21 protein-coding genes are annotated in these 18,686 nt (G+C 70.7%); 14 read left to right on the top strand and 7 right to left on the bottom strand.

Translation table 11 applies throughout. The annotated features are described in order from the left end of the window. The first annotated feature begins 31 nt into the window (after positions 1–31). The 12 genes from GTO19_RS15025 to GTO19_RS14970 all read left to right on the top strand — a co-directional run bounded on the left by GTO19_RS15025 (position 32) and on the right by GTO19_RS14970 (position 10,047). Complete coding sequence (locus tag GTO19_RS15025; RefSeq protein WP_291022019.1) at positions 32–400, top strand: FmdB family zinc ribbon protein; 369 nt, start codon at positions 32–34, stop codon at positions 398–400. A gap of 10 nt (positions 401–410) precedes the next feature. Continuing rightward, positions 411–1,085: a DUF502 domain-containing protein gene (locus GTO19_RS15020; RefSeq protein WP_291022017.1), complete on the top strand. Its 675-nt coding sequence runs from the start codon at positions 411–413 to the stop codon at positions 1,083–1,085. 19 nt (positions 1,086–1,104) lie between these two features. Continuing rightward, entirely contained in the window at positions 1,105–2,907 is a 1,803-nt protein-coding gene (gene aspS / locus GTO19_RS15015; protein WP_291022015.1) for an aspartate--tRNA ligase, read from the top strand. Between the two features lie 134 nt (positions 2,908–3,041). Further along, on the top strand, positions 3,042–3,356 hold the full coding sequence (locus GTO19_RS15010) for a YqjD family protein (protein WP_291022013.1): 315 nt from the start codon (positions 3,042–3,044) through the stop codon (positions 3,354–3,356). Between the two features lie 8 nt (positions 3,357–3,364). Then, positions 3,365–3,739, top strand: coding sequence for a phage holin family protein (locus tag GTO19_RS15005; RefSeq protein WP_291022011.1), 375 nt, complete (start codon positions 3,365–3,367; stop codon positions 3,737–3,739). Then, on the top strand, positions 3,739–4,044 hold the full coding sequence (locus tag GTO19_RS15000; protein WP_291022009.1) for a hypothetical protein: 306 nt from the start codon (positions 3,739–3,741) through the stop codon (positions 4,042–4,044). Before GTO19_RS15005 ends, GTO19_RS15000 begins: the two co-directional genes overlap by 1 nt. Beyond that, entirely contained in the window at positions 4,034–4,513 is a 480-nt protein-coding gene (nudB, locus tag GTO19_RS14995; protein ID WP_291022007.1) for a dihydroneopterin triphosphate diphosphatase, read from the top strand. The genes GTO19_RS15000 and nudB overlap by 11 nt, the downstream gene beginning before the upstream one ends. A gap of 101 nt (positions 4,514–4,614) precedes the next feature. Beyond that, positions 4,615–5,157, top strand: a complete 543-nt coding sequence (locus GTO19_RS14990; protein WP_291022005.1) for a hypothetical protein — start codon at positions 4,615–4,617, stop codon at positions 5,155–5,157. A gap of 52 nt (positions 5,158–5,209) precedes the next feature. Next, positions 5,210–5,950, top strand: coding sequence for an endonuclease/exonuclease/phosphatase family protein (locus GTO19_RS14985; protein WP_291022003.1), 741 nt, complete (start codon positions 5,210–5,212; stop codon positions 5,948–5,950). Between the two features lie 17 nt (positions 5,951–5,967). Next, entirely contained in the window at positions 5,968–7,224 is a 1,257-nt protein-coding gene (gene clsB, locus GTO19_RS14980) for a cardiolipin synthase ClsB (protein WP_291022151.1), read from the top strand. A 31-nt stretch (positions 7,225–7,255) separates the two neighbouring features. Next, the gene (locus GTO19_RS14975; protein WP_291022001.1) at positions 7,256–8,308 is read left to right on the top strand and encodes a ligase-associated DNA damage response exonuclease; all 1,053 of its coding nucleotides are present in this window, start codon (positions 7,256–7,258) and stop codon (positions 8,306–8,308) included. Then, positions 8,305–10,047, top strand: a complete 1,743-nt coding sequence (locus GTO19_RS14970) for an ATP-dependent DNA ligase (RefSeq protein WP_291022000.1) — start codon at positions 8,305–8,307, stop codon at positions 10,045–10,047. The genes GTO19_RS14975 and GTO19_RS14970 overlap by 4 nt, the downstream gene beginning before the upstream one ends. Here the strand turns inward: GTO19_RS14970 and ruvC are convergent. Genes ruvC through GTO19_RS14935 form a run of 7 tightly spaced genes read right to left on the bottom strand, consistent with a single transcriptional unit; the run spans position 10,041 to position 16,567 of the window. Next, entirely contained in the window at positions 10,041–10,589 is a 549-nt protein-coding gene (ruvC, locus tag GTO19_RS14965) for a crossover junction endodeoxyribonuclease RuvC (RefSeq protein ID WP_291021998.1), read from the bottom strand. The genes GTO19_RS14970 and ruvC overlap by 7 nt on opposite strands. A 5-nt stretch (positions 10,590–10,594) precedes the next feature. Then, a complete protein-coding gene (locus GTO19_RS14960) occupies positions 10,595–11,581 on the bottom strand; it encodes a phosphatidate cytidylyltransferase (protein ID WP_291021996.1) in 987 nt (328 codons plus the stop codon). Continuing rightward, positions 11,581–12,198, bottom strand: a complete 618-nt coding sequence (locus GTO19_RS14955) for a lysophospholipid acyltransferase family protein (RefSeq protein ID WP_291021994.1) — start codon at positions 12,196–12,198, stop codon at positions 11,581–11,583. Before GTO19_RS14955 ends, GTO19_RS14960 begins: the two co-directional genes overlap by 1 nt. Next, a complete protein-coding gene (gene mtgA, locus GTO19_RS14950) occupies positions 12,195–12,944 on the bottom strand; it encodes a monofunctional biosynthetic peptidoglycan transglycosylase (protein ID WP_291021992.1) in 750 nt (249 codons plus the stop codon). Before mtgA ends, GTO19_RS14955 begins: the two co-directional genes overlap by 4 nt. Further along, positions 12,944–13,822 carry an energy transducer TonB gene (locus GTO19_RS14945; RefSeq protein ID WP_291021990.1) on the bottom strand — a complete coding sequence of 293 codons (879 nt, stop codon included), beginning with the start codon at positions 13,820–13,822 and terminating at the stop codon, positions 12,944–12,946. Before GTO19_RS14945 ends, mtgA begins: the two co-directional genes overlap by 1 nt. Before the next feature lie 8 nt (positions 13,823–13,830). Further along, positions 13,831–15,894, bottom strand: a complete 2,064-nt coding sequence (locus GTO19_RS14940) for an RNB domain-containing ribonuclease (RefSeq protein ID WP_291021988.1) — start codon at positions 15,892–15,894, stop codon at positions 13,831–13,833. A 58-nt stretch (positions 15,895–15,952) separates the two neighbouring features. Then, positions 15,953–16,567, bottom strand: coding sequence for a YqiA/YcfP family alpha/beta fold hydrolase (locus GTO19_RS14935; RefSeq protein ID WP_291021986.1), 615 nt, complete (start codon positions 16,565–16,567; stop codon positions 15,953–15,955). Between the two features lie 22 nt (positions 16,568–16,589). Between GTO19_RS14935 and rodA the strand changes: the two genes are divergently transcribed. Both rodA and GTO19_RS14925 read left to right on the top strand, forming a co-directional pair. Continuing rightward, positions 16,590–17,747, top strand: a complete 1,158-nt coding sequence (gene rodA / locus GTO19_RS14930) for a rod shape-determining protein RodA (protein ID WP_291021984.1) — start codon at positions 16,590–16,592, stop codon at positions 17,745–17,747. A 2-nt stretch (positions 17,748–17,749) separates the two neighbouring features. Beyond that, the gene (locus tag GTO19_RS14925) at positions 17,750–18,655 is read left to right on the top strand and encodes an NAD(P)-dependent oxidoreductase (RefSeq protein WP_291021982.1); all 906 of its coding nucleotides are present in this window, start codon (positions 17,750–17,752) and stop codon (positions 18,653–18,655) included. The last annotated feature ends 31 nt before the right edge of the window (positions 18,656–18,686 follow it).

Below are 18,686 nucleotides of genomic sequence, written 5' to 3'. Positions count from 1 at the left end.
TTCGCGTCTGCCTCCCGAACCGGTTTCCGCCATGCCCATCTACGCCTACAAGTGCGAGTCCTGTGGCCACGCCAAGGACGTGCTGCAGAAAATCTCCGACGCCCCGCTGAGCACCTGTCCCGCCTGCGGCGCCGACACCTTTCGCAAGCAACTCACCGCCGCCGGCTTCCAGCTCAAGGGCTCGGGCTGGTACGTGACCGACTTCCGCGGCGGCGACGGCGCTGGCGCCAATTCGGGTGTGGCGGCCGCTCCGGGCGACAGCAAGGCCGCCGACAGCGCGTCCGGCGCAGCGCCGGCCGCGGGTGCGAAGTCCGATGCGGCGCCTGCATCTGCGCCAGCCCCTGCACCGGCGCCGGCGCCGGCGCCGGCGCCATCCGCGCCGTCCACCCCCGGCGCCTGATCGGGCCCGCATGACCGCTCTGCGCAAGTGGCTGTTCGCGGGCCTTCTGGTCCTGGTGCCGCTCATCGTCACCCTCTGGGTGCTCGACTGGGTGGTGGGCACGCTGGACCAGACCCTGAACATCCTGCCCACGTCCTGGCGCCCCGATGCCTGGCTGGGCGTGCACGTGCCCGGCCTGGGGGTGCTCTTCGCGCTGGTCATCGTGTTGTCCATCGGCGCGCTGGCGTCCAACATCATCGGCAACAAGCTCGTGCACTGGTGGCACGCGCTGCTGCACCGCATCCCGGTGGTGCGCTCCATCTACTCGGGCGTGAAGCAGGTGTCCGACACCCTGTTCTCCGAGAAAGGCAACGCTTTTCGCAAGGCGCTGCTGGTGCAGTGGCCGCACGAGGGCATGTGGACCATCGCCTTCCTCACCGGCTCGCCGCAGGGCGACCTGCTCGATCAGCTTCAGGCTCGGCCCGGCGCCGGCACGCCCGAGGACGAATTCCTCAGCGTCTACGTGCCGACCACCCCCAACCCCACGGGTGGCTACTTCGTGCTCCTGCGCGCGCGCGACTGCGTCGAGCTGGCCATGAGCGTGGACGAAGCCCTCACCTACATCGTCTCCATGGGCGTCATCGTGCCCGGTGGCCCCCGCAACCCCAAGATCAAGCTCGCGGCCGACGCCGAGAGCCAACCCTGAGCCAGAAAGAAGTTCCGTCATGTCCATGCGAAGCCACTACTGCGGTCTGGTGACCGAAGCCCTGCTGGGCCAGACCGTCACGCTTTCGGGCTGGGTGCACCGCCGCCGCGACCACGGCGGCGTCATCTTCATCGACCTGCGCGACCGCGAAGGCATCGTGCAGGTGGTGTGCGACCCCGACCGCGCCGAGATGTTCAAGACCGCCGAGGACGTGCGCAACGAGTTCTGCGTGCAGGTGGTCGGCCTGGTGCGCGCGCGCCCCGAGGGCACCACCAACGACACCATCAAGAGCGGCAAGATCGAGGTGCTGTGCCACGAGCTGAAGGTGCTCAACCCCTCGGTCACGCCGCCGTTCCAGCTCGACGACGACAACCTGTCGGAAACCACGCGCCTCACCCACCGCGTGCTCGACCTGCGCCGCCCCTACATGCAGCGCAACCTCATGCTGCGCTACCGCGTGGCCATGGAGGTGCGCAAGTTCCTCGATGCCAACGGCTTCATCGAGATCGAGACGCCCATGCTCACCAAGAGCACGCCCGAGGGCGCGCGCGACTACCTGGTGCCCAGCCGCGTGCACCACGGCATGTTCTTCGCGCTGCCGCAGTCGCCCCAGCTGTTCAAGCAGCTGCTGATGGTGGCCGGCTTCGACCGCTACTACCAGATCGCCAAGTGCTTCCGCGACGAGGACCTGCGCGCCGACCGCCAGCCCGAGTTCACGCAGATCGATATCGAAACCTCGTTCCTCACCGAGCAGGACATCCGCGACATGTTCCAGGGCATGATCAAGACGGTGTTCCAGAACACGCTGGGCGTGGACCTGGGCGACTTCCCCGTCATGCCGTACAGCGAAGCCATGAACCGCTACGGCTCCGACAAGCCCGACCTGCGCGTGACCATGGAGTTCACCGAGCTCACCGACGTGATGGCCGACGTGGACTTCAAGGTCTTCAGCGCGCCCGCGCAGATGAAGAACGGCCGGGTGGTGGCCCTGCGCGTGCCAGGCGGTGGCGAGATGAGCCGCAGCGAGATCGACGCCTACACCGAGTTCGTCAAGATCTACGGCGCCAAGGGCCTGGCCTGGATCAAGGTGAATGACGTCTCCAAGGGCCGCGACGGCCTGCAGAGCCCGATCGTCAAGAACATCCACGACGCCGCGCTCACCGCCATCCTGCAGCGCAGCGGCGCGCAGAACGGCGACATCCTCTTCTTCGGCGCCGACAAGGCCAAGGTCGTCAACGACGCCATCGGCAACCTGCGCATCAAGATCGGCCACAGCGAACTCGGCAAGAAGAACGGCCTGTTCGAAGACCGCTGGGCCCCGATGTGGGTGGTGGACTTCCCCATGTTCGAGCACGACGACGAGGAGGACCGCTGGACCGCGGTGCACCACCCGTTCACCGCCCCCAAGGACGGCCACGAGGACTTCATGGTCAGCGACCCGGGCCGCTGCATCGCCAAGGGCTACGACATGGTGCTCAATGGCTGGGAGATCGGCGGCGGCTCCGTGCGCATCCACCGCGCCGACGTGCAGGCCAAGGTGTTCGACGCGCTCAAGATCGGCCCCGAAGAGCAGCGCCTGAAGTTCGGCTTCCTGCTCGACGCGCTGCACTACGGCGCGCCCCCGCACGGCGGCCTGGCTTTCGGCCTGGACCGCATCGTCACGCTGATGGCCGGCGCCGAGTCGATCCGCGACGTGATCGCCTTTCCCAAGACCCAGCGCGCGCAGTGCCTGCTCACGCAGGCGCCCAGCCCGGTCGACGAGAAACAGCTGCGCGAGCTGCACATCCGCCTGCGCAACCCCGACGCCGTCAAGAACGCGTGAGATAGCTGTAGGACAAGACCGCAAAAGGCGCCTTCGGGCGCCTTTTTGCTGGCGAACCTGCGTATCCTTGGGCAGTCGCACCCATCGATCCCAGTGATCGATCGTTCCTCAACTCGCCGTAAAAGGAGCCCGCCATGGCCGACGCCACCACCGAAACCAGCAAGAAGAAGCTCGTGCGCGACCTGCAGCGCGTCATCACCGACGCAGAAGAGCTGCTGCACGCCACCGCGAACGAAACCGAGGGCAAGGTCGTCGAGATGCGCGAGCGCATCCGCGAGAACCTGCTCGCCGCCCGGCACAAGCTGGGCGACATCGAGGAGAACGTGGCGGCGCGCACCAAGGAAGCCGCGCGCGTCACCGATGAGTATGTGCACGAGCACCCCTGGCAGGCCATCGGCACCGCCGCGGGCGTGGGCCTGCTGATCGGCATGCTCATCGCCCGGCGCTGAGCGCGGCCATGGAGCCGTCCGCCCAACGCCTGTCGGCCTCGCTGCGCGGCCTGGCGGCCACGATCGTCGAGCTTGCCCAGGTCCGCCTTGAACTCTTCAGCGTCGAGGCGCAGGAGGAGGTGCTGCGTGTCGCGGGCCTCGTGGTGTACGGGGTCATCGCGCTGGTATGCATGGCCCTGGGCCTGTGTTTCCTGGCCATCCTGATCACCGTGGCCCTGTGGGACGAGCACCGCCTGGCGGCCCTCGGGGCGTTCACGGGCCTGTTTCTGCTGGTGGGCCTGGTGGCCATCGGCCAGGCGCGCGCCCGCGTGCTGCGCGGCTCTCGCCTGTTCTCGGCCACCATCGACGAGCTGCGGCAGGACCGCGAGGCACTGGAGCCGTGATGCACCTTCCGCGCGCCGAGCAGCTCAGGCAGCGCCGCTTGAGCCTGCGCGGGCGCTCGCGCCTGCTGCGCGCGCGCTTCGGCGTGCAGGCCGAGGCGCTGCGCCCGCTGTTCGCCTGGGCCGATCGCGTGCAGGACGCCTGGCGCTGGCTGCGCGGCTGGCCGCCCCAGCTCACCCTGCCACTGGCCGCGGTGGCTGGCCTGTGGCTGGCGCGGCGGCCCAGCCGCCTGCTGTCCTTGCCGCTGCGGCTCTTGCCGCTGTGGCGCCTGTGGCAGCGCTTCAACCCGCCCCGCCGTGGCCGCTGACCCCGCGAGGGCCTACAAGGTCCCGCAGTCGGTGCTGGTGGTCATCCACACGCCCGCGCTCGAGGTGCTGTTGATCGAACGCGCCGACGCTCCGGGTTTCTGGCAGTCGGTCACCGGCGCCAAAGACACACCCGACGAACCCTTCGAGCGGACCGCCGCGCGCGAAGTGCGTGAGGAGACCGGCCTCGACGTCGAAGCCGATGGCCATGCCTTGCGCGACTGGGGACTGGAGAACGTCTACGAGATCTATCCCCAGTGGCGGCACCGCTATGCGCCCGGCATCACGCACAACACCGAACACGTGTTCGGCCTGTGCGTGCCGCGCGCCCGGCCGGTGCGGCTGAGCCCGCGCGAGCACCGCGACCAGGTCTGGCTGCCCTGGCGCGACGCGGTGGAGCGCTGCTTCTCGCCGTCCAACGCCGAAGCCATTGCCTGGCTGCCGCGGCTCGGCGGGATACCGAGGCAGTAGGGCCATGCCGTCGGGCCGCGTGATGGGTCGTCCGGCGCGCGTGCGGGTGGCCAGCGGCCGCGGGCGCGGATGCTGCCGCGCCTCGCGTTTCACCCGCCACCATGTCCCGTTCCGACCGATCGCCCGCCTTGCGGGCCCTGCACGCACCGCGCGTGCGCTCCGTCCCGCCCGCCACGCTCCTGCGCCTCATGCGGCGCCTCTGCGGCCCATCCGCCGGTGGCGGCGGGCACGGCCAACGAAGCCATCCCTCCGACCGCCTGAGCCTGCCGCCCGGGGGCGAGTTCCGCTTCCTGCCCGACCTGGGCACGGCGGGCTGGCAGCACCTGGTGTTCGACCTCACGCTGGCCGGTGGCGGGCGCCGCCGCGTGGACCTGCGTGTGGGCGTGCAGGCGGCCGACGACCTGCTCGCTGGCGACGCCCTGGTGGTGGTGGACACGGCGCCAGCTTCCGCATCGCCGCGCCCCTGGCTGCGCCTGGGGCAGTCGCTCGCCGGCGGCCTGCGGCTCTTCGGGGCCGGTGGCTTCGCCTACGCGCCCTGCGCCCGCTTCGTAGGCAGCGAGACCTTCGCCTACCCGGCCGCCAATGCCTCGGGCGAGGTGGTGGTGGTGCACGTGGCCGTGCACCTGCGCGCCACCCGCCACTGAGGGCCGCTCCACGGTCCCGGCCCGCCGCGCCGGGCGTGCGGCCCATGCGATCATGCGCGCCATGAGCATGGTGCGCGTGGCGACGTACAACATTCACAAGGGCGTGCAGGGCCTGGGGCCGGCGCGCCGGCTCGAGATCCACAACCTCGTGCACGCCGTCGAGCAGTTCGACGCCGACATCGTCTGCCTGCAGGAGGTGCGCAGCCACCACCGCAAGCTCGAGCGCTACTTCACCCGCTGGCCCGAGATGGACCAGGCCGGCTACCTCTCCCCCGAAGGCTACGAGGCGGTCTATCGCAGCAACGCCATCACGAAACACGGCGAGCACGGCAACGCGCTGCTGTCGCGCTGGCCGGTGGTGGGCGTGGGGCATTCCGACATGTCCGACCATCGATTCGAGCAGCGCGGCCTCTTGCACGTGCACCTGCTGGTCGATGGCGTGGAGCTGCACGTGGTGGTGGTGCACCTGGGCCTGGTGCACGCCAGCCGCGAGCGTCAGGTGGCCCGCCTGGGCCAGTTCATCGCGCGCGAGGTACCCGCCGGCGCGCCGGTGGTGGTGGCGGGCGACTTCAACGACTGGAGCGCGCAACTGCTCAAGCCCATGGCCGCGCTCGACCTGCACACCTTCGAAGGCATCCGCCTGCCCACCTTTCCCGCGCGCCTGCCGCTGTTGCACCTGGACCGCATCTTCTTCCGGGGCCTGCGCCCCGTCTCCGCCCACGTGCCGCACGGGCGCGCCTGGCGCCGCATGTCCGACCACCTTCCCTTGATCGCGGACCTCGAGCTGACGTGAGACGCCTGCACGCCACCATGAAGCCCGGGCATCAGCTGGTGCTGCTGGTGGGCGGCGACGAGTTGTTCCCCGCGCTGATCGAAGCGATGGACGCGGCGCGCCAGGTGGTGCACCTGGAAACCTACATCTTCGAGTTCGCCGGTTCGGCGCTGGGCGTGGCCGAGGCGCTGGAGCGCACCGCGCGCCGCGGCGTGGAGGTCCGGCTCGTGGTCGACGGCGTGGGCACGCCCGCCATGCCCGAGGAATGGCGCCGACGCTTCGACGACGCTGGCGTCCAGTGGCGCATCTACTCGCCGCTCGGCCGTTTCGGCCTGCTGTTTCCCCGGCTGTGGCGCCGCCTGCACCGCAAGCTCTGCGTGGTGGATGGCACGGTGGGTTTCTGCGGCGGCGTCAACATCATCGACGACCGCGACGACGTGGCCCTGGGCCGGCTGGACGAGCCGCGTCTGGACTATTCGCTGCGCGTGGCCGGCCCGCTGGTGCAGGACATGACCGAGACCATGGAGCAACTGTGGTGGCGCCTGAAGGCCGCGCGCGCCGCGCGCCAGCGCGAGTTCGCCGCGGCCTGGCAGGCCTTGCGGGGATCGAGCGGCTCCGGCAGCGGCGACTTCTCCCGGCTCCTGCGCAAGCTGGGCCACCGGGCGCGCGGCCTCGCCGGCGGCGGCGACGAGGAGGGCAGCACCCTGATGGGCGTGGACGACGCGCGCGCCGTGCTGCTGCTGCGCGACAACGTGGCGCACCGCCACGACATCGAGCGCTCCTACCTCAAGGCCATTGGCGAGGCGCGCCACGAGGTGCTGATCGTCAACGCCTACTTCATCCCCGGGCGCAAGCTGCGCAAGGCCCTGCTGATGGCCGTGCAGCGCGGCGTTCGCGTGCGCCTGCTGCTGCAGGGGCGCTACGAACACTTCCTGCAGTACCGCGCCGCCCGGCCGGTGCTCAAACGTCTGGTGAACGCGGGCATGGAAATCTGCGAGTACGCGCCCAGCGCGCTGCACGCCAAGGTGGCCGTGGTGGACGAGCGATGGGCCACGGTGGGCTCCACCAACCTCGACCCGCTGTCCCTGCTGCTGGCGCGCGAGGCAAACGTGACGACCACCGACCGGCGCTTTGCCGCGCTGCTGCGCGAGCAACTCGACGACATCGTCTGCAACCGCAGCAACCGCATGGAAGCCCACTCGCTGAACAGCCGGCCCTGGGGCGAGCGCATCCTGGACCGCATCGCCTTCGGCGTCATGCGAACGGTACTTTTCCTTACCGGCCATCGCTATTGAGCCCGCCGCAGGCCGCCCCCAACTGCCCGCCATGCAGGACCTGATCGTCCAACGCCCCGGTGGCCTGTATTGCCCGCCCGGCGACTTCTACATCGACCCCTGGCGCCGCGTGGACCGCGCGGTGATCACCCACGCCCACGCCGACCACGCGCGCACCGGCCACGGCCACTACCTCGCGGCCGCGCCAGGCGCGGGCCTGCTGCGCGCGCGGCTGGGCGAGGGCATCACGCTGCAAACGCTGGACTACGGCGAGGCCATCACCCACAACGGTGTGCGCATCAGCCTGCACCCGGCGGGCCACGTGCTCGGCTCCGCCCAGGTGCGCCTGGAGCACGGGGGCCGCGTGTGGGTCGCCAGCGGCGACTACCGCCCCACGCCCGCGAACGCCACGCCCGACCGCACCTGCGCGCCTTTCGAGCCGGTGCGCTGCGACACATTCATCACCGAATCCACCTTCGGCCTGCCCATCTACCGCTGGCGTCCCGACCATGAGCTGTTCGGCGAGGTCAACCGCTGGTGGGCCGACAACGCGGCCGCCGGCCGCGCGAGCGTCATCAGCTGCTACAGCCTGGGCAAGGCGCAGCGCCTGCTGGGCGGGGTGGACCCGTCCATCGGCCCCATCGTCTGCCATGGCGCGGTGGAGCCGATCAACCGCGCCTACCGCGCGGCCGGCATCGACCTGCCGGACACACTCGCGGTCGACGAGGTGCGTGACAAGACCGACCTGCGCCGCGCGCTGGTGCTGTGTCCGGGCAGTGCCCTGTCGTCGCCCTGGGTCCGCCGCTTCGGCGAACTCAGCGACGCCTTCGCCAGTGGGTGGATGCAGATCCGCGGCTGGCGCCGGCGCATGGGCCACGACCGTGGCTTCGTGATCAGCGACCACGCCGACTGGCCGGGTCTGCTCTCGGCCATTGGCGCCACCGGCGCCGGGCGCGTGATCGTGACGCACGGCAGCGTGCCCACGCTGGTGCGCTACCTGCAGGAGCAGGGCCTGCAGGCCGAAGGCTTCAAGACCGAGTACGGCGGGGAAGGCAGCGGCGACGACGACCAGGAGGCCGCGGCCAGCGCGGCGCCGGCCGCATGAAGCGTTTCGCGGCGCTGTTTGCCGAGCTCGACGCGAGCACCTCCACCCACGCCAAGGTGGCTGCCCTGGTGCGCTACCTGCGTGAAGCGCCCGACGAGGACGCGGCCTGGGCGGTCTACTTCCTCGCGGGCGGCAAGCCGCGCCAGCTCATCCGCACCGCGCAACTGCGCGCCTTGGCGCTGCAGGCCTCGGGCCTGCCCGAGTGGCTGTTCGAGGAGAGCTACCAGGCCGTGGGAGACCTCGCAGAGACCATCGCCCTGGTGCTGCCTGCGCCCGCCGATGGCGGTGGTGCCCTGGGCTTGCACACCTGGATGACGCAGCGCCTGCTGCCGCTGCGCGGCGCCGACGAGGCCGCGGTGGGCGCTTCGGTGCTCGCGTGGTGGGCGGAACTCGACAGCCTGGGCCGCTTCCTCTTCGTCAAGCTGGTGGGCGGCGGCTTCCGCGTGGGCGTGAGCAAGCTGCTGGTGCAGCGCGCCGTGGCCGAACTCGCGGGGCTGGACCCCAAGCTCGTGGCCGCGCGCATGATGGGCTACACCGACGGCAAGCGCGAGCCCACCGCCGACGCCTGGCGCGCCGTCGTGGCGCCGGCCGACAGCGACGCCGCCCAGCGCGATCCGAGCCAGCCCTATCCCTTTTTCCTCGCCCAGGCGCTCGCGGGTGAACCGGACGACGCCTCGCTCGGCCCGGCCGGCGACTGGCTCGCGGAGTGGAAGTTCGACGGCATCCGCGGACAGATCGTCAAGCGCGCGGGCCGCGTGTGGGTGTGGTCGCGCGGCGAGGAGTTGATGACCGATCGCTTTCCCGAATTGGAGCGCCTGGCCGCCGCCTGGCCCGACGGGACGGTCGTCGATGGCGAGATCGTGGCCTGGGACGCCTTGGCGGCGCCGCTGCCCGGCGGCGAGTCCCTCGGCCGGCCCGGGGCCTTTGCCACGCTGCAGCAACGCATCGGCCGCAAGACGCTCAGCGCTCGCGTGCTGGCCGAGGCCCCCGCGGGCTTCATCGCCTACGACCTGCTGGAGCAGGGCGGCCAGGACCTGCGTGCGCAGCCCCAGCACGCGCGCCGCGTCGCACTGGAAGCCCTGGCGCGCGCCTGCGTGCCGCCCCTGCCGTGCTCACCGCTGCTGACGGCGGCCGACTGGGCGACCCTGGCCGAGTCGCGCGCGCGTTCGCGCGAACTGGGTGTCGAGGGCCTCATGCTCAAGCACCGCGACAGCGCCTACGGCACCGGCCGCGTGAAGCGATCGGGCGAGGGCGGCGAGCGCCTGGCCTGGTGGAAATGGAAGATCGAGCCGCTCACGGTCGATGGCGTGCTGATCTACGCCCAGGCTGGCCACGGGCGGCGCGCCTCGGTCTACACCGACTACACCTTCGCCGTGTGGAACCGCGCGCCGCGCGATGCGGCCGAGGCGCAAGCCGTGGTCGAGGCCATCACCGAGCGCCGCCCGGCCGACCCCGGGGGCCTGCAGCTCGTCTCCTTCACCAAGGCCTACTCGGGCCTGAGCGACGCCGAGTTCCGGGCCGTGGACGCGGTCATCCGCGAGACCACGCTGGAGAACTTCGGCCCCGTGCGCAGCGTGCGGCCCACGCTGGTGGTGGAACTGGCCTTCGAAGGCATCGCGCGCAGCAAGCGCCACAAGAGCGGCGTGGCCCTGCGCTTCCCGCGCATGCTGCGCGTGCGCGAAGACAAGCCGCTGCACGAGGCCAACACCCTGGCTGACCTCGAAGCCCTGCTTCAGTAGTTGCGCCCGCCCTTGTACGCCGCGTGCGTGCGCGCGCGCAGTGGCGCCACGCGTTCGATGGCCGCCGTGGTGCGCGCGACCTGCGCGTGCGTGATCGCCAGGCCCAGCGCGTCGGCAGCGTCCTTGCCGGGCAGGCCGGGCAATTGCAGCAGGCGCTTCACCATCTCCTGCATCTGCTCCTTGTTGGCGCGGCCATGGCCGGCCACGGCCTTCTTGAGCTGCAGTGCGGTGTACTCGGCCACGCCCAGCCCGTTGGCCACCAATGCCGTGAGGCAGGCGCCGCGGGCCTGGCCCAGCAGCAACGTGGCCTGCGGGTTCACGTTCACGAACACGATCTCGCAGACGGCCACCTCGGGCTGGTAGCGGCGCGTGACCTCGGTGATGCCGTCGAACAGCACCTTCAGCCGCTCGGGCAGCAGGGCGCCGTCCTTCGGGCTGGTCTGGATGGTGCCGCTGGCCACGTAGTGCAGGCGCGGGCCTTCGGTGTCGATCACGCCGAAGCCGGTGCACTGCAGGCCGGGGTCGATGCCGAGGATCCTCATGACCCTCAGAGCCCGAAGGTCCAGCGGACCGAGTGGAAGAAGACTGGCGCGGCGAAGCACAACGCGTCCACGCGGTCGAGCAGGCCGGCCGCACCGGTGACCGAGCGGCGCTCGCCGCCCCAGTTGGTCACGCCCCGGTCGCGCTTGATGGCCTTCATCACCAGGTGGCCCAAGGAGCCGGCCACACAGGCCACCAGGGCCATGGCCACGGCCGGCAGCGGCTTGAACGGCGTGAAACCCGCCAGCAGCGCGCCCAGCAGGCCACCCGCCAGCAGACCCCAGCCCCAGCTCTGCCAATGAAAGCTCGCGCTGATGGCCGGCGCCACCGGGCGCTGGCGGCCGCGCGCGGTGAGGTGCTGCACCAGCATGCAGGTTTGCACCACCAGCACCAGGAAGAAGACGAGGAAGGCGTTGTTGCCCAGCCAGCGCGGAAACTGCAGCAGCATCAGCGCGGGCACGTGGCTCAGGCCATAGACGCAAACCATGATGCCCCACTGCAGCTTGGCGTTGCGCTCCAGGAAGCGCTGCGGGTCGTCGCGCAGCGCGCTCACCACCGGCAGCGCCAGGAAGACGTACACGGGGATGAAGACCGTGAACAGGTTGAACTGCGCGTTCCACACCAGCGCGTACTGCACGGGCAGCACCACGAAGAACGCCAGCACCAGGCTGCGGTGGTCGCCGCGCCGCGTGGGCGACAGGCTGATGAACTCCCGCAGCGCGAAGAAGGACAGGCTGCCGAACAACGCCAGCGACGCGCCCGGGCCCATGACCCAGCCGATCCAGAATACGCCGGCCATGATCCAGGACACGCGCAGCAGGTTGGCGTTGTCGTGGCGGCGCTGGGCCAGGGCCGCGTCGTCGCCGTGCGCGCGGCGCTCGCGCAAGGAGAGCAGCACGCCCGCCACCGTCACCAGCGCCAGCAGGCCGAACACCACCAGCAACAACAGGCTCACCTGCTGGTTGGAACTGAGGCTGCGCAGGAAGCCGGTCATCAGACGTCCCTGAGGGCCATGACGGCGAGACGGGCGCGTGCGAGGAAATCGGCGCGCGGCTCGTCGGCGCCCGGCTTCACCGGCTCGCCGAAGGTCACCGAGCACAACACCGGCACAGGCACCACCTCGCCCTTGGGCATCACCCGCTGCACGTTGTGGATCCAGGTGGGCACCAGCACCACCTCGGGAAACTTCATGGCCAGGTTGTACAGGCCGCTCTTGAAGGGCTGAGGGTCTTCCTCGAAGCCGCGCGTGCCTTCGGGGAAGAGGATCAGCGAGTCGCCGTTGTCCAGCGCGGCGATCAGCGGGGCCAGCGGGTCCTCGTCGCCCTTGCGTTCGCGCTCCACGTAGACGGCATTGAACACCTCGGTGGTGATCCAGCGCTTGAGTGGCGAGGCGGTCCAGTAGTCCTTGGCGGCGATGGGGCGTGTGATGCCGCGCAGCTCCTGCGGCAGCGCGGCCCAGATGAGCACCAGGTCGGCATGGCTCTGGTGGTTGGCGAAGTAGATGCGCTGCTCGGCCTTGGGCGGGCAGCCGTACCAGCGCGCCTGCGCGCCGGTGAGCAGGCGCACCAGGCCCAGCAGGAAGTAGCTGACGGCGGTGGCGGCGGCCCTCATGGCAGCTTGACATCACCCATGCGGGCGACGATCGTGCCGGTGCGGCGCGCGAGGTAGGCCGAGCCCTGGCGCGTCTCGAAGAAGCGCGGCGAAGGCAGCATCACCGCCAGGCGCGCGGCCTCGTGCGCGTTCAGCCGCGCGGCCGGCTTGTTGAAGTAGCGCTGCGCGGCGGCCTCGGCGCCGAACACGCCTTCACCCCATTCCACGCTGTTGAGGTAGATCTCGAGGATGCGGCGCTTGTCGAGTACCAGCTCGAGCATGAGCGAGAGCACCAGCTCCTGGCCCTTGCGCAGCAGGTTGCGCTCGCCCGACAACAGCAGGTTCTTGGCGAGCTGCTGCGTGATGGTGGAGCCGCCCACCACCTTGGGTTCGCGCGCCGTGCCATTGGGGTTGCGGGCGGCGCGGCGCTCGGCCTGCTCCTGGCGGCGCTCGTTCTTCTGCCAGGCCTTTTCGATCGCCTCCCAATCGACGCCGCCGTGCTCGAAGAAGCCCGCGTCCTCCGAGGCCACCACCGCGCGCCACAGGTGGGGGCTGATCTGCTCGCCGTCGACCCAGCGCTGGCGCCAGCGCCACTCGGTCTCACCGCGCACGCTGGCCGTGGCCACGCGCCAGGCCTCGGAGCGCTGGAAGGCGGTGCTGTGGGGGTCGAGCACCGCCATCAACGCGATGCCGGCCAGGAAGTAGAGCTGCAGTGCCAGCCCCGCGAGCACCAACCACAGCAGCCAGCGACCGAAGGCGCGACCCACTACTGGCCCGACAGTTGGGTCTGCAGGCCGTCCTCTCGCGTGAAGCGAAAGCGCGAGACGACCACGATCTGGTCGGCCTGGCGGCGCATGGCCTCGTTGAAGCGCCCGAAGGACAGGCCGCGCACGATGGCGCGGGCCCGGCCGTCGAGCAGGCGGTTGCCCGAGCCCTGCACCACCTCGGTGTCGAGCACCTGGCCGGTATGGTTCACGGTGATCACCATGGTGAGTTCGCCGTAGAGCTTGCGCCCGCCCGATTCGGGGAAGTTGGCGGTGCCGTGCTGTTCGATGCGCCGGCGCAGGCCGTCGTAGTACACCGCGTACACCGCCTCGCGCGTGGCGGGGCTGATGTAGCGCTTGCGTGGCCGCGCGTTCTCTTCGTTGATGCGCTTCTCGATCTCGGCCAGCACGCGCACCAGGGCCTGGCGCTTCTGCTCGCGCTCGATCGACTCGCGGCTTTGGCGCTCGGCCGCGGGGGCGGGCGGCGGCATGGTGGCCAGGGCGCGGCGCACCTGCGCAAGCAGCTGCGTTTGCTGCTCCATCAGGGCTTCGAGGCGGCGCACCTCTTCGTCGGGCGTGTCGCCCAGGCGGGCCGTGGCCGCGGGCGGCAGCGGCGAGGTGGCGCGCCCGCGCTCGGCATCGCCACCGCCGGCCAGCGAGGCCTGGGCGATGGCCTGGGCCTTCTCGGGGCGCTGGTCGCTGCGCGCGTTGACCAGGATCACCTCGAGCGGCGTGTCCTGGAACACGCGGTCGAAGCGCTCGGGGTCGACGAAGCGCACCGCCAGCAGGGCCGCGTGCACGCCGAGCGAGACGAGCAGCGCGAGCTGCAGCGTGCTCAGATTCCTCAGTCGGTGGACGGCCTTGGCGCGGGCGGATTTCACGCGGGGGATTATCCGTTCTGCGGGGTGTCCCCAGGGGTATCGGCGGCGGCCGGCTCGTCCAGATCGATGGCCAGCGCCACCGGGGCGCCCAACGGCTCTTCCTCGTCTTCCTCGGCCTCGCTTTCCAGTGCGTCGGCGCTTTCCACCGGCTGGTCGAGCCGCTCGATGACCGTGCCGCTCACCTCCAGGCTGATGTCGTCGATGGCGCCGAGCCGCACGCGCAGGTGGGCGCCGCGCATCAGGCCTTCGGCGCCCAGCACGGGCAGCACCAGGGGCAGGGTGTCGGCGCGCACCAGGCCGTCCTTGATCAAGGTGGCCGTGAGCTCGGTGATGCCGTTCTGGCGCAGGTGCTGCAGCGTCCAGTAGCGCTCCATGCCGCCCTGGAAGCCGTTGTAGGCGGCGTGGGCGGCGTCGAAGGCGCTCACCACGGCGAACAGGTTGGCGTCCTTGGGCTTGAAGGGCGCGGCCAGCACGGCCGTCTTGCCGTGCCGTGCGCAGGCCACGATCTGCCACTGGTTCACCAGATCGACGTAGCGGCGCAGCGGCGAGGTACTCCAGGCATAAGCCTTCACCCCGATGCCCGCGTGCGGCAGCGCCTTGGTGCCCATGCGCACCTTGATGCCGGGCAGCAGACTGGCCTGGCTGCGGTAGATGCCGGGCACGCCGCACTCGGCCAGCCACAGGCCCCAGGTCTTGTTGGCCAGGATCATGGCTTCGGCCACCATCAGGTCCAGTGGCGCGCCGCGCGAGCGTGTGCCGATGATCACGCGTTCGTCGCCGGCGGGCTCGTCGCCCTGCACACCTTCCAGCTTGAACGTGTAGTCGGGGCGCGTGAAGGTCTCGGGCTTGCCGCGCGCCACCTCGCGCTGGGCTTTGTGTTCGCGGGCGAATCGATGCAGGAAGACCAGCGCGGGCTGCAGGCCGGCGAGCTCTGCCGGTGCCGCGGCGTTCGCCTCGCCCCCGAGCCAGGCCTCGGTGACGATCGCGTCGAGCCGGTCGTGGCGCAGGTTGTGGGCGATGGGCACGCGCTCCAGCGCGGTGCGGCTGGCGCCCACGGCCAGCGTGGCCTCGTCGATCTCCACGTACAGCGACACGGCCGGGCAGTCGCGCCCGGCCTGCAGCGTATAGGCCTCCACCACCGCGTCGGGCAGCATGGTGATCTTGTGGCCCGGCATGTAGACGGTGGACAGACGATGGCGCGCGATCTCGTCGAGCGCGCTGCCGGGCGCGATGGCCAGGCCCGGCGCCGCGATGTGGATGCCCAGCGTGACCGTGCCCGAACCCAGACCCTGCACGGACAGCGCGTCGTCGATCTCGGTGGTGGCGGAGTCGTCGATGGAGAAGGCCTGCACGTTCGCCAGGGGCAGCTCGTCGGCCACCGGCGGCGCGCTGAGCGCAGGAAAGCCCGTGCCCTTGGGGAAGTGCTCGAACAGGAAGCGCTGCCAGTGGAACTGGTAGGCGCTGGTGATGGCGCCTGCCTTCTGCAGCAGCACCAGTGGCGCGGTGTGGCTCTGGCGCGCGGCCTCCACCACGGCCTTGTACTCGGGGCCGTTCTTGTCGGGCTTGAAAAGGATGCGGTAGAGCTGCTGACGCACCGGCTCGGGGCACTGGCCGGCCACGAGCTCGGCCGCCCAGGCCTCGATGCGGGCCTGGAGCTCTTTTTTCTTCTCGATGGCGGCCAGGGCCTGGGCCACGATCTCGGGCGGCGCCTTTTTGAAGCGGCCCTTGCCGGCGCGGCGGAAGTAGTGCGGCGCGTTCTGCAGGGTGAGCAGGGCGGCCACCTGCTGGGCCGTGCCGGCCTGGGCGCTGAAGTACTCGCGGGCGATGTCGGCAAAACCGAACTCGTCTTCGGGCGCGAACTCGTAGGCGAGTTCGAGCTCCATGCCCTCGGCCAGCGCCGTCGCCTCCTTCATGAGCTCGGCGGGCGCGGGTTTCTCGAATCGCAGCAGCGCGTTGGCCGCCTTCACTTTCACCCGCTTGCCGGAGTCCAGTTCCACCTGAAGTGAACTTTCGGCCTCGGACAGCAGGCGGCCGGTCAGGAACTTGCCGGCCTCGTCGAACAGGATGTGCATGGGCGGGATTGTCCCATCCCGGCCATGACGGCCGTCACCTCGGGCGGCCCGTCGGCGGTCAGGCCAGCCGCAGGAACCCGAACACCGCGTCCATGTGCGCCTCGAAATCGCTGATCGCGTGGTCGCCGCCCGCCAGCAGGCGGATGGCGCCGCCCGCGCAGAAGGCCTGCATCTCGCGCCAGTCGAGCACCTCGTCGCCCTTGGCGATCACGGCCATCAGACGATCGGGGGTGGCCGGGCGAGCGGGCGCCAGCCGCGCGATGTCGCTCTCCAGCACCCGCAGCTCGTCCACGAAGGCCGGCTCGAAGAAGAAGCGCTCCTCGGGGTTCTGCCAGGTGGCCTGCTCGCCGATGTGGGCCGACAGGTCGCGCGCCGGGAAGCTGGCCGGGTTGAGCAGCACCGCCCGGCAGCCCGTGTGCAGGGAAAACCAGCGCGCGTAGAACCCGCCCAGCGAGGAGCCGACCACCGCCAGGCGCTCGGCTGGCCAGGCGGCCGTTCCCTGACGGATGAGGTCCGCGGCGGCGCGCGGCGATGGGGGCAGTTGCGGACACCACCAGGTGACGGCGGGATGTTCCCTTCGCACGCGCTCGCCCACCATCCGCGCCTTCATCGACAGCGGCGAGGACCGGAAACCGTGCAGGTAGAGCAGGTGGGTGGTGGTGGGGGTGTCCATCGACTGAGGATAATCGCGCCCCATGGCCGTCGTCCTCGACAAACCCAGTCTGCTGCAGCGCGCGATTCCCTTCATGCGGGGTTTCGACTGGCCGCTGATCGCCATCGTCTGCTTCATGGCCGCGCTGGGCCTGGTCACCATGTACTCCGTGGGCTTCGACCACGGCTCGCGCTTCGCCCAGCACAGCCGCAACATGCTCATCGGCGCGGGTGTGATGCTGGTGTTCTCGCAGATCCCGCCGCAGCGCCTGATGAGCCTGGCGCTGCCGGTCTACCTGGTGGGCGTGGCCCTGCTGCTGGGCGTGGAGTTCGCCGGCGTCATGCGAAAGGGCGCGCAGCGCTGGCTGGACATCGGCGTCACCGTGATCCAGCCCAGCGAGATCATGAAGATCGCCATGCCCATGATGCTGGCCTGGTGGTTCCACCGTCGCGAGGGCCAGCTCAAGGCCACGGATTTCATCGTCGCGGGCGGCCTGCTGGCGGTGCCCATCGCGCTCATCCTGCTGCAGCCGGACCTGGGCACCACGCTGCTGGTGATGGCCTCGGGCCTGGCCGTCATCTTCTTCGCCGGCCTCAGCTGGAAACTCATCGTTCCGCCCGTGGTGCTGCTGGCGGTCGGCATCGTGGTGCTGATCTTCAATGAGTCGAGCTGGTGCGCCCCCGGTGTGGACTGGCAGGTGCTGCACGAGTACCAGCGCCAGCGCGTGTGCACCCTGCTGGACCCGACCAAGGACCCGCTGGGTAAGGGCTTCCACATCATCCAGGGCATGATCGCCATCGGCTCGGGCGGCGTCTGGGGCAAGGGCTTCATGCAGGGCACGCAGACGCACCTGGAGTTCATCCCCGAGCGCACCACCGACTTCATCTACGCCGCCTTCTCCGAGGAGTTCGGCCTGGTGGGCGTGCTGGTGCTGCTGGCCGGCTTCACCGCGCTCATCGGCCGCGGGCTGATCATCGCGGCCGAGGCGCCCACGCTGTTTTCGCGCCTGCTGGCCGGCGCGCTCACGCTCAACCTCTTCGTCTACGCCTTCGTCAACATGGGCATGGTCAGCGGCATCCTGCCCGTGGTGGGCGTGCCGCTGCCCTTCGTCAGCTATGGCGGCACGGCCATGGTGACGATGGGCGTGGGGCTGGGCATGCTGCTGGCGATCTCGCGGGCCAAGCGGCTCGTCCCCTCCTGAGCATGAACCGCGTTCCTGTTGCCTTCATCGGCGCCGGCCTGATGGGCGGCGCCATGGTGGAGCGCCTGCGCGAGCGCGGCTGGCCGGTGGCGGTGCACGATGTCGACCCCGCCTGTGCCGAGCGCGCCCGATCGGCCGGTGCCACGGTCTGTGCCAGCGCACGCGAAGCGGCGGAGCACCTGGAGGAGGGCGGTCTCCTCGTGCTGGTGGTGGTGGACGCCGCGCAGTGCCGCGAGGTGCTGTGGGGCGAACGGGGCGCGGCCGCCGCGCTGCGGTCAGGCCAGACCCTGCTGCTGTGCCCGACGATCGCGCCCGAAGACACCGAAGCCATCGCTGCGCGGCTTGCGCCGCTGGGCGTGGACACGATCGACGCGCCCATGTCCGGCGGCCCGGCGCGCGCCCGGGCCGGCACCATGAGCCTGATGCTCGCGGGTCCCGAGGCCGCGCTGCAACGCCACGCGGGTTTGCTGGCGGACCTGTCGAACAGCCAGTTCCGCGTCGGCGAGCGCGTGGGCGATGGCGCCCGCACCAAGCTCGTGAACAACCTGCTGGCGGGCATCAACCTCGCGGGCGCCGCCGAGGCCCTGGCCCTGGCCCAGCGCCTGGGGCTGGATCTGGCGCGCACGCTGGACGTGATCGAGCGCTCCAGCGGGCAGAGCTGGATCGGCTCCGACCGCCTGCGCCGCCAGTTGGCCGGCGACACCGCGCCGCGCGCCCACATGACGCTGCTGGCCAAGGACACGCGCCTGGCGGTCGCCGCCGGTCGGGCCGCGGGGCACGGGGGCGTGTTGGGCCCGCAGGCGGCCGCGGTGTTTGCCGCCGCGCTGCAAGAGGGCATGGCCGGGCTCGACGACGGCGCGCTGATCGACTGGATGCGCGCGCACCCCGACGGTTTGCCAAAGCCCTGAGCCCCACAGGCGGGCGGGCCGTTCCTACAAT

The sequence above is a fragment of the Hydrogenophaga sp. genome, from assembly GCF_011772445.1.
Classification (GTDB): domain Bacteria; phylum Pseudomonadota; class Gammaproteobacteria; order Burkholderiales; family Burkholderiaceae_C; genus Hydrogenophaga.
The sequence above is the reverse complement of the archived record's forward strand: the minus strand, read 5'-3'. Positions and strand labels throughout refer to the sequence as shown.